We start from the raw sequence: 14,036 nt of genomic DNA, 5'->3' as shown, positions 1-14,036 counted from the left end.
CCAATAGTTGGAGCGGCGCCCCGCCGAGCACGACTCGACCGCCGCGAAACAATCGCGTGCGGCGGTCGAGTCGCGAATTGGCGATCACCGCGGGAAAACGTCCGGTCAGCGCAGATCCGCCAGCGGGCTGGTGTCACAGGCGCGAGTCGATGCGGTGACGGCATTGCGGGCGGATGGCATCCCCAATCCGACGGCACGGTTGGGCCTGCTGCTGCGCCGGGAATGGTCTTTGTCCGGCGCGGGTCGCGCGCCCTGGGTTCCGACGGCCGCCAGGGCGAGTTCGGCATTGCCGCGCACACATTCGGGGTCGGGTCCGTCGAGGGGAAGGCCGGTGAAGAACTTGGCCGCCATGCAGCCGCCCTGGCAAGCGTCGTACGCCGAGCACGAACTGCACGCGCCCGCACTTTGCGGTTGCCGTAGCTCGGTGAACAATTCCGATGTCCGCCAAACCGTTTCGAATCCGCCAGGGCTTCGGACATTGCCCGCGAGGAACTGGTCGTGGATGGCGAACGGGCAGGCGTAGACGTCGCCGACCGGATCGATGAGACAGACCACCCGTCCCGCGCCGCAGAGGTTCAGCCCGGGAAGCGGGGTCGAGCCGAGCGCGTTGAGGTGGAAGAACGAATCTCCGGTCAGCACCCGCTCGCCGTTGGCGACCAGCCAGTCGTAGATTTGCAGCTGCTGCTCGGTGGTGGGGTGCAGATCATTCCATACGTCGGCGCCGCGTCCGGACGGCCGCAATCGGGTGATGCGCAGCTGCGCGCCGAAACGATCAGCGATGGCTTTGAATTCGTCGAGTTGGCCGACGTTGTGACGGGTCATCACCACGGAAATCTTGAAGTTCTCGAAGCCGGCTTCTGCCAAGTTCTCCATCGCCCGGTAAGCCATCGCGAACGAGCCCGGACCCCGCACCGCGTCGTTGACCTCCGCAGTCGCACCGTCGATGGAGATCTGCACGTCCACGTAGTCGGTGGCGGCCAGCTGTCGCGCCCGCTCCGGCGTGAGCCGCACACCGTTGGTGGAGAACTTCACTCCTACGTTGTGGTCGACGGAGTAGTCGAGCAGTTCCCAGAAATCGGATCGAACAGTGGGTTCGCCGCCGCCGATGTTGACATAGAAGACTTGCATTTGTTGCAGCTCATCGATGACCGCTTTGCATTCGGCGGTGCTCAGCTCGCGGGGATCCCGTCGGCCGGATGACGACAGGCAGTGCTCGCAGGCGAGGTTGCAGGCGTAGGTCAGCTCCCAGGTCAGGCAGATCGGCGCGTCCAAGCCATGTTTGAAATGTTCGACCAGTTTCATCGGGGTTCCTGTTCGCGGGTCACTCGGTGGTTCGCTGCCGGATGGTGCCTGCTTCGGCCAAGCCGGCGAGGGCGCGCAGATAGGGGCGGTGCTCGTCGGCCGGGACCGCGGCCGCCTCCAGCGCGGCGGTCACATTCGGGCTGTCCGCGAGTTCCTTCACGAGCGCCACCAGCAGTGGCGTCTTGAGGAACGAAAGCCGGCGCGTCGCGTAGTCGTAGACCAGAGCGCCGAACGGCTCGGGGCGTAGGGTCACCGACGCCGCGAGCGCGTAAGGCCGAGCCGGATCGAAGACCTCGAACTCAGTAGACACCGCACATACCGTCGATCGAGACCTCCTCGACGAGCAGGTCCTCCTCGATGAGGGCATCGTCGGCGCGGGATACGGTCGGGTTGGTTGCGGGCTCGCTCAAGACGGTCTCCTTCCGGTTTGGTGAGAATGTGACCCCGAGCATAATGACATCAGGTGACAAAATGGAAGAGGCGATGGCGACGCAATCCTCCGAAGGGCACGTCAGCAGACGCGGGCGACGCCGCGCCACCACTGCGGGCGAGTTGGAGCGAGCCGCGTTCGACCTCTTCGAGCGCGACGGATTCGACGCCACGACGGTCGAGGACATCGCCGCGGCGGTCGGTATCAGCAAGCGCTCGTTCTTCCGATACTTCGACTCCAAGAACGATGTCGTCTGGGGCAACTTCGGCGAGGGGTTGCAGCGCATGCGCGAGGACTTCGCTCGTTGTCCGGTGGACCAGCCGATCATGGACGCGGTGCGAACGGTGGTGGTGGATTTCAACCGCTTCGATGCCGATCAGGAGCCCTGGCATCGCAAGCGTATGGAGCTGATCCTGAAAGTGCCTGCCCTGCAAGCGCATTCGACACTGCGCTATCGAGATTGGCGGGATGTCGTCGCCGAGTTCGTCGGGCGTCGGCTCGGACTTCCGGCACATGATCTTGTGCCGCAGGCAGTCGGATACTCGACGTTGGGCGTCGCCATCGCGGCCTATGAGTATTGGTTGGCCGAAGAAGGGGCCGACCTCGCCGAGGTGCTCGACAAGGCACTGCGCGGTCTCGCGACAGGGTTCATGACGGAGGATCGGCGATAGCGCCGGAATTTCTCGGGTTCACCGAACTCGTCCTTGCATAGCTTCACAAGGGGATTGGCGCCGCCAGCTCCAAGGTTTCGATCATTGCTCCCGGCCCCAGGCACGTGGCCGGGTCAGCGACCTCGAGGTCAGCGAATACGATCGCTCGCCGGCCCGGCCGACTTGGGGTAGCACGATGCGGTCGGCCGGGCCCATCGGGCGTCCGACGCCTCAGAACGCGGCTTCGTCGAGTTCCATGATCGAAGCGTCGATCTCGGACAGGACGGCCCAGTCGGCGCTCAGGCGCGGCAGTACGGTCTTGGCGAAGAAGGATGCGACCGCGAGCTTGCCTTCGTAGAAGGCGCGGTCGGCGCCACTATCACTGGAATCGAGCACCGTGATCGCGATCTCGGCGGCAACGAGCAGACGCCATCCGACCAGCAGGTCGCCGACGGCGAGGAGGAAACGCACCGACTCCAGGCCGACCTTGTACAGCTCGGCGGGGTTCTCCTCCGCGTCGAGCAGGTGCTGGGTGAGCTGGCCCACCATGTCCTGTACGTCCTCGAGTGCGGTGGCGAGGAGGATCTTTTCGGCTTTGAGGCGGCCGTTTCCGGTGTCGGAGTTCGCGGTTTCCTGGATCTTGCTGGCGAGGTGGGCGAGTGCGACGCCGTGGTCGCGGGCGATTTTGCGGAAGATGAAGTCTTGGGCCTGGATGGCGGTGGTGCCTTCGTAGAGGGAGTCGATTTTGGCGTCGCGGATGTATTGCTCGATGGGGTAGTCCTGGAGGAAGCCGGAGCCGCCGAAGCATTGGAGGGATTCGGTGAGGTATTGGTAGGCCCGCTCGGAGCCGACGCCTTTGACGATCGGCAGTAGTAGATCGTTGACCCGGGCGGCGAGTTCGGTATCGGCGCCCGAGACATGCTGGGCGACAAGTGGGTCTTGGTGGGCGGCGGTGTAGAGGTAGATCGAGCGCAGGCCTTCGGCGTAGGCTTTCTGCATCATCAGTGATCGGCGGATGTCGGGGTGGTGGGTGATGGTGACTTTGGGGGCGGTCTTGTCGGTCATCTGGGTGAGGTCGCTGCCCTGCACGCGCTGTTTGGCGTAGTCGAGGGCGTTGAGGTAGCCGGTCGACAGGGTTGCGATGGCTTTGGTGCCGACCATCATTCGGGCTTCTTCGATGACTTTGAACATTTGTGCGATGCCGTTGTGTACTTCGCCGACGAGCCAGCCTTTGGCGGGGGTGCCGTGGCCGCCGAAGGTCAGCTCGCAGGTGGCGGAGGCTTTGAGGCCCATCTTGTGTTCGACGTTGGTGACGAAAACGCCGTTACGGTCACCGGGGTCGCCGGTCTCGCTGTCGAAGTGGTATTTAGGCACGAGGAACAGGCTCAGTCCCTTGGTGCCGGGTCCGGCGCCTTCGGGGCGTGCCAGCACTTGGTGGATGATGTTTTCGAAGAGGTCGTCGGAGTCGGCGGAGGTGATGAAGCGTTTGACGCCTTCGATGTGCCAGGTGCCGTCTTCTTGCTGGATCGCTTTGGTGCGGCCGGCGCCGACGTCGGAGCCGGCGTCGGGTTCGGTGAGCACCATGGTGGCGCCCCAGCGCCGCTGTACCGCCAGCGCGGCCCAATGGCGTTGTTCGTCGGTGCCGATGCCATTGATGATGTCGGCCATGCTGGGTCCGCCCGCGTACATGTAGGCCGCGGGCTGTGCTCCGAGGACGAATTCGCTGATAGCCCAACTCAAGATGCGTGGCGCGGGAACGCCGCCGACCACCTCGGCTTTGCCCACGCGCCACCACTCGCCGTCGTACCACGCGCGCACCGACCGTTTGAACGCGTCCGGCAATCGCACCGAATGCGTCTGTGGATCGAAGACCGGCGGATTGCGGTCCGTCTCGGCGAACGAATCGGCGACCGGTCCTTCGGCCAGTCGGGCGGCTTCGGTCAGCATCGTCCGCACGGTGTCGCCGTCCAGGTCGCCGAATGCTCCGGTTCGCAAGACCTCCTCGAGACCGAACACCTCGAACAGGTTGAACTCCAGGTCCCTGACATTGCTCTTGTAGTGCCCCATCGGCCCTGTCCTTCCGACGATTCTCGGCCTGGTTGCCGAGATCTGCCGGGCGCGCACGATCACGCCCAGCCGAAATTCTGGCAGGCAGGAAGCTCGAAAGGCAGTCGTAAGTTACTGGCTATTAGAGAGTATCTTTTCTGTCTGATGCGCGAACTAAAGGAGTACCTCTCGGTATTCGGGAATGGAAGTTACCGAGGGATTATCGCCGAGATCATCCTGCGGCGCTGCCGACCCGCACGCCTTCCACGGCCGATCCGCGTGCGATCGCCAGATGCGCCTCGGCTGGCGCCGGTGACGAGGACAGTCTGGGCGCGACCGCGCCTCGTCCGGCCAGGTAGCCCGCCGTCATCGGTCACCACATCATCGACGATCTCCACCGCGGGCGACTCCAGTCCGGCGCGCACGAAACTCGATCGCCATCGTGTCCTCTTCGATCTGTCGATTCGGCCCCGATTCGGCCCGCTCCTACGACAATGATCGAATGAGAACTGTTACGACAATCGCTGTCGGGGCCAGGCCGACGTGTCTAGCAGCATTTCAAGACCACGTTTGGGTCACGAATACCGACGACGACACTGTGTCGATAATCGAATGTGCAACAAAGTCTGTCATCGCAACGGTGACTGTCGGCTCACGTCCGACAGGTGTGACGTTCGATCCGCAGACCGGCGTTTTCGTGGCGAACAGCGGCGACGGCACCATTACCGTTATCGACCGCAACCGCACAGTGAAGGCCACGATCGAGCTCGATACGAACGCCGGCGGCCCACCGCAGCCGGTCGGCTTGGTGAATCTGCATCCCGCGGCCATGGTGGTCGTGATCAACCGTATGGGCGGGGTCGCGAAGATCGATCACGGCGGCCAGTTACCTGACCGCAGCAGCTTCTTCGACGGCGGCGATCATCCCTTCGTCTTCGACGGCGCCGACCGCAGCCCGCACGGGGTGGCAATCGCATCCGACACGACTCGGTTCGTATATGTGACCAATCCGGCCGCCGATAGTGTTTCGATCTTCGACACGAGTGCGGGTTTCCCTCGCCGCCGTGCGCTCGCCCCGGTCGGCCCGCGGCCGGTGGGCGTCGCCACTCATCCGACGCAACCACTGGCTTATGTCGCCAACTCCAAGTCCGGCACGCTTTCGGTAATTCGCGAGGAAGTAGAGATCGCGGCGGTCGACGTCGGCCCACGACCGTTCGGCGTGGCCGCCGGTCCCGTGGACCGGATCTGGGTCACCCACGACGGCGGTGCCGTGTCGCTGGTCGACGCGCTGACCAATACCGTCACCGCCACAGTCGAGGCCGGCTCGCGCGCGGCCGGGGTCGCGGTCGACCCGGGGACCGGCCAAGCCTACGTCGCCAATAGCGCCGAGGGCACTGTGACCGTCATCGATCCATGACATCGCCGCACATTCTCCAGAACGCGGTCTCTCGCAAATGACCGTTCGTCAAAGCCGTTCAGCCATAACCGTATAGAAAACAACCCGCAATCCAATTCGAATCAACCGACCTGGGCTCGCGCCCGGGCGAGCGTCGATGCACGGAGGCTCCGCGATTCGAGTAGTGGGGTACGCAGGAATTGTTCGCGCCGTGAGTGCATCGTGTCATCACGCGCTTCGGCGGGCGGATCCGAGGAACTTCGCTCCTTATCGCACCGGCACCCGGCCAACGGGTTCGGCCATTGCTCGCGAGGTGCCGCGGCATAGGCAGTCACGAAGAGCGGAGGATATGGTGGCAAGCTTTGTATCATGGCGTTTCGACGAGGACGCGCTACTGGAAGAGATTCTCAACGATCCGGATACCGGGACGAAAAAGCTCCAGGCGGGGAGCCCGCCGGAGAGCGTCAAGAAGGTGCAGCAAGCGTTGTTCGACCTGACTTGGACGCAACGGATCGACCCGCCCGTCTCCGATCGGTCCCAGTTCGTCATCGGCACCTACGGGCCACTGACCACGAAAACGGTGAAGGCCTACAAGACGCGTTACGACATCCGTTTTCCGCCCGGCGACCCGAACGGTTTCATCGACGGACTCACGGGCCCCCGTACGCTCGCGAAACTCGATCGCCATTGCGTCCTCTTCGATCTGTGTGACGCGAAGCTGGCAGGAAAGGCGGCCGAAGTGCGAAACGCGACCGGCCGCGAACACGATTCGCCGACGTTACCCATCCTCGGAACCAAGGGGGCAATGCGGCTGCGTTCTGGAGGCGGACTACCCGGAATTCCGAGCGGCCTATGGTTCAAGAAGGGGTTGGGCACTTTCGAGGTGTCGGGGCCCATTTTCATTGCCTACCAAGACAAAGGAAGCGAGAGCGGGGATCTGGGCTTCCCGTTCACCGACCAGCAGGCAGGCGATGCGCCGGGGCGCTTCCTTCAAGAGTTCGAAGGCGGCGAGATTCGGTTCGAGGATGGTCAGACCTTCGTCCTGTTCGGCAACCCGCCGAACGACATGGACGTGTCAGCAGACTCGTTCTGACCATCCACGACGCGTAGATCGCGTGCGGCTGCCCAGGATGTTCAGGGGCGGCGCACGGCCGACAACTCCGGCAGCATCGACGAGGCCGGCGGCTGTTCCTTATCGGTATGGCCGCCGGTCTCGAACCCTCGATTCGTCAGCAGTTGGACGGCGCGGGCTCGCCGCGAACCCGGGCGCCGAGCCAGGACAGCACCTCGGGTGCACCGATCATCGCGGCGGACAGGTGTTCGGGTGCGGACACTCGCAGCGTCTGTAACGGCACCCCGGCCCTGCACCAGCGGCTGTCGGTGTTGACGATGGCGTCGATCGGAATCAGCGGGTCGGTCGGCGAATGCCATTCGAACATCGGTACTTCCGGCACTCCCGGGTAGAGCTCCAGGCTGTTCTCCTCCACCACCGCCCGGGCTTCCGGGCTGTCGAACATCGAGGTGTTGGCGACGTAATCGCGGACACCGGTGTTGGCGCCCATGGCGAGGATTTCGTTGGTGCAGCTGTTGGCCAAGGCCTCGCGGACCGCGAGACCGCGCGGATTGAGGTACGAGCTGAGCGCCACCTGGTCCGGATACTCCCGTTCCAGACCCATCGCCACCCCCATTACCAGTCCGAAGGCCGGATGCGAACCGTAGCGCACGGCCTCCGCCATGGTCACCAGGTTCATCGGAACGCCGCCGATGGCCGCGCCCGCGAGTGCCAGCTCCGGCGCGTACGACGGTTGCAACGCCGCTGCCCACGAGGTGGCGATGCCTCCGCCGGAGTAACCGGCCATCACCACCGGGCTGCCCTGCGTGGCGAGCTCGGGTAGTCGTTTGGCCGCACGGATGCCGTCCAAGGTGATTTGACCGCCCAGCCGGGCTGCTCCGAGGGCGAATTGCGGCCCGAGATGATCCGGCAGCGCGATACTCCAGCCCTGCTGCAGAAACACGTTCAGGAACGGCGCCGTGGTCGTCAGATTCAGATCGCCGGTGTAGAGCTTGCGCGATACGGCACAGTCGGTGCCGAGCGAATTGATGAAATGCTGATACGACAGCAGCGGCGCGTCGGGCCGATTGCCGGCCGGCGTGACGATCGTGGTGGTGGCCGCGATCGGCGCGCCGTGCGAGTCGGTGGACCGGAATTCGACCAGCCGCACGGTGGCGCCGGGAAAGAGCAGCAGCGGCGGCATTGCCCGCACGTCGAGCACGTCACCGGGTTGGTGCGCTGCCAGATCCGGCGGGGCGGCGTAGAACGGGTCGGGATCGGGCCGCGGATACAACGGTTCCGCGGTCGCTGTCGCGACGAGCAGCAGCCCGACTGCTAAACCTCCGAGTGCACCGAGTACGTCGGTCACGCGGTTGCGCTTGGCGCCGAGAAGACGAAGAAACGGACGAGTCACGAGTGTTGACCTCCACGGATTGTGCAGGGAATTCGTCGACCAGCCATCTTGAATTCGAGTGCCTTTGTCAGCAAATGTTCAGCGACACGTCAAAGGGTAAGCCGAACACCGGGCGCGCAAGTGCCGAATCGACTCCGGAATCGGCGATCCTGGGTAGAACGATTCGGTGAAAGCGAGCATGAGTCGACCCTGTAGCTGCGGTTTCGATCGACGTGGTGGATCTTCGGACATCAGCACATGCCGCGGCCATCGATCCCAATCCGTTCGGCCATGCCCGTAGCGGAGCTGGCCGGATGAGTTTCGCGCACTTTTAAGGCGATCGTGGAGCTATCTCATCTGACGACAGTGCGGCCCGTGGCCGAATATGGCCACGGGCCGCACTGGAGCCGTCATCCGATCGCGATCAGCCCGCGGCCGGCGCCTCCTGGTCGGCGGGGCGCACCGGCGTGATCGGCAGCACGAGCGCGGCGGGCGCACCGGCCGGTACCACGGGCGTGGCCGGGACGACCGGCGAAATGCGCTGATACCCGGCGCTTTGCGGCGGCCTGGTGTCCACCTCGCCCTTGTTCGGCCAGAAGGCGGCCGCGCGCTCGGCCTGGGCCGTGATCGTCAGCGACGGGTTCACGCCGAGATTCGCGGAGACCGCGGCGCCGTCCACCACGCTCAGCGTCGGGTAGCCGAAGACGCGGTGGTAGCCGTCGATGACGCCGCGCGCAGGGTCCGCGCCGATGGTGGCGCCGCCGAGGAAGTGCGCGGTGAGCGGGACGTTGAAGATCTCGCCCCAGCTGCCGCCTGCGATGCCGCCGATCTCGTCGGCCACCTTGCGGGTCACCTCGTTGCCTACCGGGATCCACGTCGGATTCGGCTCGCCGTGGCCCTGTTTCGAGGTGAGCTTGCGCCCGAACAGGCCGCGCTTGGTGTAGGTGGTGATCGAGTTGTCCAGGTGCTGCATCACCAGCGAGATGATGGTGCGCTCGCTCCAGTTCTTGGTGCTCAGGAACTGCAGCAGCTGCAGCGGGTGGCGCAGCACCAGCAGCACGAACCGCAGCCAGCGCGGGATACGACCGCCGCCGTCGACCATCAGCGTCTGCAACATGCCCATCGAGTTGGAGCCCTTGCCGTAGCGGACGGGTTCGATGTGCGTGTCGGGCGTCGGGTGGATCGACGACGTGATCGCCACGCCCTTGGTGAAGTCGACGCCAGGGGTCACCTTCCTGGTCGCCGCGCCGACGATCGACTCGGAGTTGGTCCGGGTCAGCACGCCCAGGCGATCGGAAAGGCCGGGCAGCACGCCCTTGTCGCGCATGTCGAACAGCAGCTTCTGGGTGCCGCGGGTGCCAGCGGCGAGCACCACGTGCGCGGCGGTGTAGGTCTTGGGCTGCTTGCGGATCAGCGCGCCGGTGCGCTTGGTCTCGACGTCCCAGGTGCCGTCGGGCAGCGGCCGCAGCGTGGTAACCGTGGTCATCGGGACGACCTCGGCGCCTGCCTGCTCGGCCAGGTAGAGGTAGTTCTTCACGAGGGTGTTCTTGGCGCCGAACTTGCAGCCGACCATGCAGTCGCCGCATTCCACGCAGCCGGTGCGTTCTGGTCCGACGCCGCCGAAGTAGGGGTCGGCCACGGTCTTGCCCGGCTCGCCGAAGAACACGCCGACCGGGGTCTGCACGAAGGTGTCGCCGACGCCCATGTCCTCGGCGACCTTCTTGAAGATCTCGTCCGCGGGCGTCATGTGCGGGTTGCGCACCACGCCGAGCATCTTCTGGGCCTGCTCGTAGTACGGCGTCAGCTCCGCGCGCCAGTCCGTCATGTCGCGCCACTGCGGATCCTGGAAGAACGGCTCCGGCGGCACGTAGAGGGTGTTGGCGTAGTTCAGCGAACCGCCGCCGACACCGGCGCCGCCGAGAATCAGCACATCGCGCAGCAGGTGGATGCGCTGGATGCCGTAGCAGCCGAGGGCGGGCGCCCAGAGGAACTTACGCAGATCCCAGCTGGTCTTGGGCAGCTCGTCGTCGGCGAAGCGCTGTCCCGCCTCGAGCACGCCTACCTTGTAGCCCTTCTCCACCAGGCGCAGCGCGGTGACGCTCCCGCCGAAACCGGAACCGACGATGAGCACATCGAAGTCGGTTGCTCGCTGGGACATGCGGGAACTCCTCGGACAGTCGACAGTGACGCGCGTTACGCTAATGCGGACAGTAGGAGCTGTCAACGAAGATCCGGCCGGGTATCTATGCTGATTCGCGTGTCCCGATACAGCCGAGTCCAGCTTGCCGACCTCAGCGGCGTACCGGCGCGCACCATCCGCTACTACCACTCGCTCGGTGTGCTGCCGAAACCCGGCCGCGTGGGCAAGGAGGCGGTGTACACCGACGAGCATCTGGATCGGTTGCGCGACATCTCCGGTATGCAGGCGCGCGGGCTGCGCCTGGAAGCGATCCGCGAGGTATTCGACGCCGAAGCGCAGCGCGGCGTCAACGCCGACTGGCGGTCGGTGCTCGATCCGCGGTATGCGGGCGCAGCTGACCAGTCGGTCGTCATCGACGACGACGAACTGTCGTCGCTGCTCGGCGATCGCCGAGCCGACGTCCTCGACGAGCTCATCGCCGCGCAGTACGTCGAACGGTGCGAGGAAGGCTGGCGCATCCCCGACCAGCCGATGCTCAAAGGCGCGCTGATTCTCTACGACGTCGGCACCGACATCACCCTCGCCGGCGCCCTGCGCAAGCTCATCCGCGCCAGGATCGCCGAGCTGGCCGACGAGATGGTGCGCACCTTTCGCGACGCGGCCGCGACGAGCTACGGCGGGGAGGGCATCGGCACCGACCTGAGCCGGTTCCGTGAGCGCTTCCGCGCCGCCGCCTGGGAGGTCGGCGGCGCGACCCTGGCCGACGAAATCGAGCGCGCGGTCCGCGAACTGGACGGCTGACGAAACCGCGAGCTTTGTTCATCGGATCGGACGCTGCCAGACCGAGTCCGCCGATAGATGGCGCATGGCCTGGAGTGGAGGCGGGGGTACGCCCATAAAGTGGCTGCCATGACGACGCCGCGCGCCAGGGCAAGGGCCCAGACGATGGAGGACATCAAGCGGATCGGCCGCGAACACCTCGCCACGCACGGCGCCGCGGCGCTCTCGCTGCGGGCGGTCGCCCGCGATCTCGGCGTGGTGTCCTCGGCGGTGTACCGGTACGTGCGCAGCCGCGACGAGCTGCTGACCCTGCTCGTGGTGGACGGTTACAACGCGCTCGGTGACGCGGTGGACGCGGCCCTGGTCGGCGCGCCCGACGATCCGGCCGAACGGCTGCGCGTCGCGGGCCGTGCGGTGCGCGCCTGGGCGCTGGCCGAACCCGCTTGGTACGGACTGCTTTTCGGCTCGCCGGTGCCGGGCTACGAAGCGCCCGCCGAGCAGACCGTCGACCCGGGCGTGCGGGTGATCGCCGCCTTGCTGCGCGTCTTCGCCGACGCCTACCGGGCGGGTCTCTTGGCCGAGCCCAGCCGGCCGGTGCGGGTGTCCACCGCGCTGGCGGGCAGTTTCGCGGGCGTCCGCGACGAATTCGGTCTGGAGGTGCCGGACTGGCTGGTGGCACGCGGCGTCTCGGTCTGGAGTGCCCTCTTCGGCGCGGTGAACTTCGACGTGTTCGACATGTACGGGCGCGACACCTTCGCCGACCGCGCCGAACTGTTCGAGCTCATGCTGGACAACCTGCTGGATCTGCTGGGCTTCCGCGGCTGATATCCGGACAAACCTCACCCGCCCCATTGTGTGGGACCGCCAGTCCCAGATATTCTGATTTGCACCACGCGAGGAGCGTGCGCAGTGCCGGCGCCGAGCGCCGGCAGGAGCGAGGAGGCATCGATGACGCTGTCCGAATCGGTTCGTACCGGACTGTTCGATCGGGAGTACTGGGAGACGCTGGACACCCTGTCGGAGGGTTCGGTGCACCGGAAATTCGACCCGTACCTGGACATCGACTGGGACGGTCCGGAGTTCGCGATCGACAAGGACGATCCGCGGTGGATCCTGTCCCCTGAATTCGATCCACTCGGCGCGACCGACTGGTACCGGAACCTGCCGCGGCAGCGGCAGATCGAGATCGGCCGGTGGCGAACCGCGAACGTGATCAAGGTGGGCGCGGCCTTCGAGAGCGTGCTGATCCGCGGGATGATGCACTACATCATGAAGCTGCCCAACGGCTCCCCGGAGTTCCGTTACTGCCTGCACGAGATGACCGAAGAGTGCAACCACATCCAGATGTTCCAGGAGCTGGTCAACAGGATCGGTGACGACGTGCCCGGCATGCGGCCGATCTTCCGCACGCTGTCCCCGCTGATCGGCGTGGCGGGCGGCTACGCGCACGTCATCCTGTTCATCGGCATCCTGGGCGGCGAGGAGCCGATCGACCATTACCAGAAGGCGATCATCCGCGACGGCGGCAACATCCCGCCCGCCGTGCTGCGCACCATGGAGATCCACATCGCCGAGGAGGCGCGGCACATCTCCTTCGCCAACGAGTTCCTGAAGGCGCACATCGAACGGCTGAGCCCGGCGGGTAAGGCCGTGTGCGCCTTGGCGTTTCCGCTGGCCATGCGCTGGCTGGCCGGAGAGATCATGGTGCCGTCGCGTTCGTTCGCCAGGCAGTTCGACATCCCGCGTGAGGTGTTCCGCGAGGCGTTCTGGCAAGGGCCGCAGTCGCGCCGGATCCTGTCCGGCTACTTCGGCGACATTCGTAAGCTCGCGGGCGACCTGGGCCTGATGAACCCGGTCACCAGGCGGGTGTGGTCGATACTGCACATCGACGGCGACGCCGCGCGCTACCGCAGCGAGCCCGAACGTCGCATCGCCTGAGCGCTTTTCGCGCGCCGCGTCCGCGCACGGGCCGGATGCGGCTCAGGGCGCGGTGTCGATGCTCGACAGCCGCGCGAGCGCGGCGAGCAGCGGTTCGTCGGGATCCAGGGTGATCCGGTGCGCCCGCGCCACTCCGTCCAGCACGCTCCAGGCGTAACCGGCGAGTTCGGCGACGAGCTCGTCGCGACCCATGGCGCGAGCCGTGTCGCGCGCCCAGCGCGACACGGTGGCTTCGGTCATGGACACGATCGCGAAGGTCATCGTGTCCGCGGCCGCCTCGTCCACCACGCCGACCACCCCGGCCAGACCGGACACCAGCCGGCGGGTGCGACCCGCGATCCGGTCTTTCAGGCTGCTCACAGCGTCCACGTCGTCGGGGTCGCCGAGCGCGGGGCCGTGCCGCAGGAAGTCGTAGAGACGCGCGTGCCGATCGATCCAATCCACGACCGCTGCGATGGTGCGGCCCAAGATGACGTGGATGGAACCGTCGGAGATGTCGAGCGCGGTGTCGATGTCGTCGGTGAACCGATCGCCGATCGCCGTCCTGGTGCGCCGGTCCAGTTCGTCACGACCCGAAAATTGGCGGTACACCACCGATTTCGACAATCCGGAGCGCTCGGTGATCTGCTGCATCGGCACCTCGACGCCCATCGGCGTCTCCTCGATCAGCTCGATCAAGGCCGTCACGATGCGGTCGCGCCGCCGGTCGTTGTGCGGCTGCCAGCGGGCCTGCCTGCCACCGATCGGCTGCGGGGCGGGTGACGAGGACGTCGGCACGGCTCGAGTCTAGAGCACGGGCGAGACCCGGGGCGGCGTTGCCGATTCCGAGGCCGCGGGGGAGGAATGGTGCATGACCGCCGGACCCGCAGGGTGGTGTCGCGAGGACACCGAGCCCGGCGGTCATGACCTG

Annotated in this window: 13 protein-coding genes; 6 read left to right on the top strand and 7 right to left on the bottom strand. The window is 65.9% G+C overall.

Annotation, left to right across the window (positions count from 1 at the left end):
- Positions 1-105: 105 nt before the first annotated feature.
- Genes mftC through mftA form a run of 3 tightly spaced genes read right to left on the bottom strand, consistent with a single transcriptional unit; the run spans position 106 to position 1,712 of the window.
- The gene (gene mftC / locus AB0H50_RS24795; protein WP_357456860.1) at positions 106-1,302 is read right to left on the bottom strand and encodes a mycofactocin radical SAM maturase; all 1,197 of its coding nucleotides are present in this window, start codon (positions 1,300-1,302) and stop codon (positions 106-108) included.
- 19 nt (positions 1,303-1,321) lie between these two features.
- Positions 1,322-1,612: a mycofactocin biosynthesis chaperone MftB gene (gene mftB / locus AB0H50_RS24790; RefSeq protein WP_357456858.1), complete on the bottom strand. Its 291-nt coding sequence runs from the start codon at positions 1,610-1,612 to the stop codon at positions 1,322-1,324.
- A complete protein-coding gene (mftA, locus tag AB0H50_RS24785) occupies positions 1,602-1,712 on the bottom strand; it encodes a mycofactocin precursor MftA (protein ID WP_357456856.1) in 111 nt (36 codons plus the stop codon). Before mftA ends, mftB begins: the two co-directional genes overlap by 11 nt.
- Between mftA and mftR the strand changes: the two genes are divergently transcribed.
- The gene (mftR, locus tag AB0H50_RS24780) at positions 1,693-2,403 is read left to right on the top strand and encodes a mycofactocin system transcriptional regulator (RefSeq protein WP_357456854.1); all 711 of its coding nucleotides are present in this window, start codon (positions 1,693-1,695) and stop codon (positions 2,401-2,403) included. The genes mftA and mftR overlap by 20 nt on opposite strands.
- A gap of 210 nt (positions 2,404-2,613) precedes the next feature.
- Here mftR and AB0H50_RS24775 read toward each other — a convergent pair whose 3' ends face one another.
- Positions 2,614-4,449 (bottom strand): acyl-CoA dehydrogenase, encoded by a 1,836-nt coding sequence (locus AB0H50_RS24775; RefSeq protein WP_357456852.1) that lies wholly within the window; start codon positions 4,447-4,449, stop codon positions 2,614-2,616.
- A 421-nt stretch (positions 4,450-4,870) separates the two neighbouring features.
- On the opposite strand from AB0H50_RS24775, the gene AB0H50_RS24770 reads away from it, so the two are divergent.
- Together AB0H50_RS24770 and AB0H50_RS24765 are read left to right on the top strand one after the other, a co-directional pair.
- A complete protein-coding gene (locus AB0H50_RS24770; RefSeq protein WP_357456851.1) occupies positions 4,871-5,845 on the top strand; it encodes a YncE family protein in 975 nt (324 codons plus the stop codon).
- A gap of 331 nt (positions 5,846-6,176) precedes the next feature.
- On the top strand, positions 6,177-6,917 hold the full coding sequence (locus AB0H50_RS24765) for a hypothetical protein (protein WP_357456850.1): 741 nt from the start codon (positions 6,177-6,179) through the stop codon (positions 6,915-6,917).
- A gap of 136 nt (positions 6,918-7,053) precedes the next feature.
- Here AB0H50_RS24765 and AB0H50_RS24760 read toward each other — a convergent pair whose 3' ends face one another.
- Together AB0H50_RS24760 and AB0H50_RS24755 are read right to left on the bottom strand one after the other, a co-directional pair.
- Entirely contained in the window at positions 7,054-8,244 is a 1,191-nt protein-coding gene (locus AB0H50_RS24760; RefSeq protein ID WP_357456992.1) for a lipase family protein, read from the bottom strand.
- Between the two features lie 448 nt (positions 8,245-8,692).
- Positions 8,693-10,426: a GMC family oxidoreductase gene (locus AB0H50_RS24755; RefSeq protein ID WP_357456848.1), complete on the bottom strand. Its 1,734-nt coding sequence runs from the start codon at positions 10,424-10,426 to the stop codon at positions 8,693-8,695.
- Between the two features lie 99 nt (positions 10,427-10,525).
- Between AB0H50_RS24755 and AB0H50_RS24750 the strand changes: the two genes are divergently transcribed.
- The 3 genes from AB0H50_RS24750 to AB0H50_RS24740 all read left to right on the top strand — a co-directional run bounded on the left by AB0H50_RS24750 (position 10,526) and on the right by AB0H50_RS24740 (position 13,126).
- Positions 10,526-11,209 carry a MerR family transcriptional regulator gene (locus AB0H50_RS24750; RefSeq protein WP_357456846.1) on the top strand — a complete coding sequence of 228 codons (684 nt, stop codon included), beginning with the start codon at positions 10,526-10,528 and terminating at the stop codon, positions 11,207-11,209.
- A 108-nt stretch (positions 11,210-11,317) separates the two neighbouring features.
- The gene (locus AB0H50_RS24745) at positions 11,318-12,013 is read left to right on the top strand and encodes a WHG domain-containing protein (RefSeq protein WP_357456844.1); all 696 of its coding nucleotides are present in this window, start codon (positions 11,318-11,320) and stop codon (positions 12,011-12,013) included.
- A 123-nt stretch (positions 12,014-12,136) separates the two neighbouring features.
- Positions 12,137-13,126 (top strand): diiron oxygenase, encoded by a 990-nt coding sequence (locus AB0H50_RS24740; RefSeq protein ID WP_357456842.1) that lies wholly within the window; start codon positions 12,137-12,139, stop codon positions 13,124-13,126.
- Positions 13,127-13,168: 42 nt separating this feature from the next.
- Here the strand turns inward: AB0H50_RS24740 and AB0H50_RS24735 are convergent, their stop codons facing one another.
- Complete coding sequence (locus tag AB0H50_RS24735; RefSeq protein WP_357456840.1) at positions 13,169-13,903, bottom strand: TetR/AcrR family transcriptional regulator; 735 nt, start codon at positions 13,901-13,903, stop codon at positions 13,169-13,171.
- Between the last annotated feature and the right edge of the window lie 133 nt (positions 13,904-14,036).

The sequence above is a fragment of the Nocardia sp. NPDC050793 genome (assembly GCF_040654065.1).
Lineage (GTDB): Bacteria > Actinomycetota > Actinomycetes > Mycobacteriales > Mycobacteriaceae > Nocardia.
Note: the sequence above shows the minus strand (reverse complement) of the source record. Positions and strands in the feature narration are given on the sequence as shown.

Excerpts from the sequence above, each read along its gene's own strand:
- mftC (WP_357456860.1), bottom strand. The coding sequence starts at position 1,302 with ATGAAACTGGTCGAACATTTCAAACATGGCTTGGACGCGCCGATCTGC.
- AB0H50_RS24775 (WP_357456852.1), bottom strand. The coding sequence starts at position 4,449 with ATGGGGCACTACAAGAGCAATGTCAGGGACCTGGAGTTCAACCTGTTC.
- AB0H50_RS24755 (WP_357456848.1), bottom strand. The coding sequence starts at position 10,426 with ATGTCCCAGCGAGCAACCGACTTCGATGTGCTCATCGTCGGTTCCGGT.
- AB0H50_RS24745 (WP_357456844.1), top strand. The coding sequence starts at position 11,318 with ATGACGACGCCGCGCGCCAGGGCAAGGGCCCAGACGATGGAGGACATC.
- AB0H50_RS24740 (WP_357456842.1), top strand. The coding sequence starts at position 12,137 with ATGACGCTGTCCGAATCGGTTCGTACCGGACTGTTCGATCGGGAGTAC.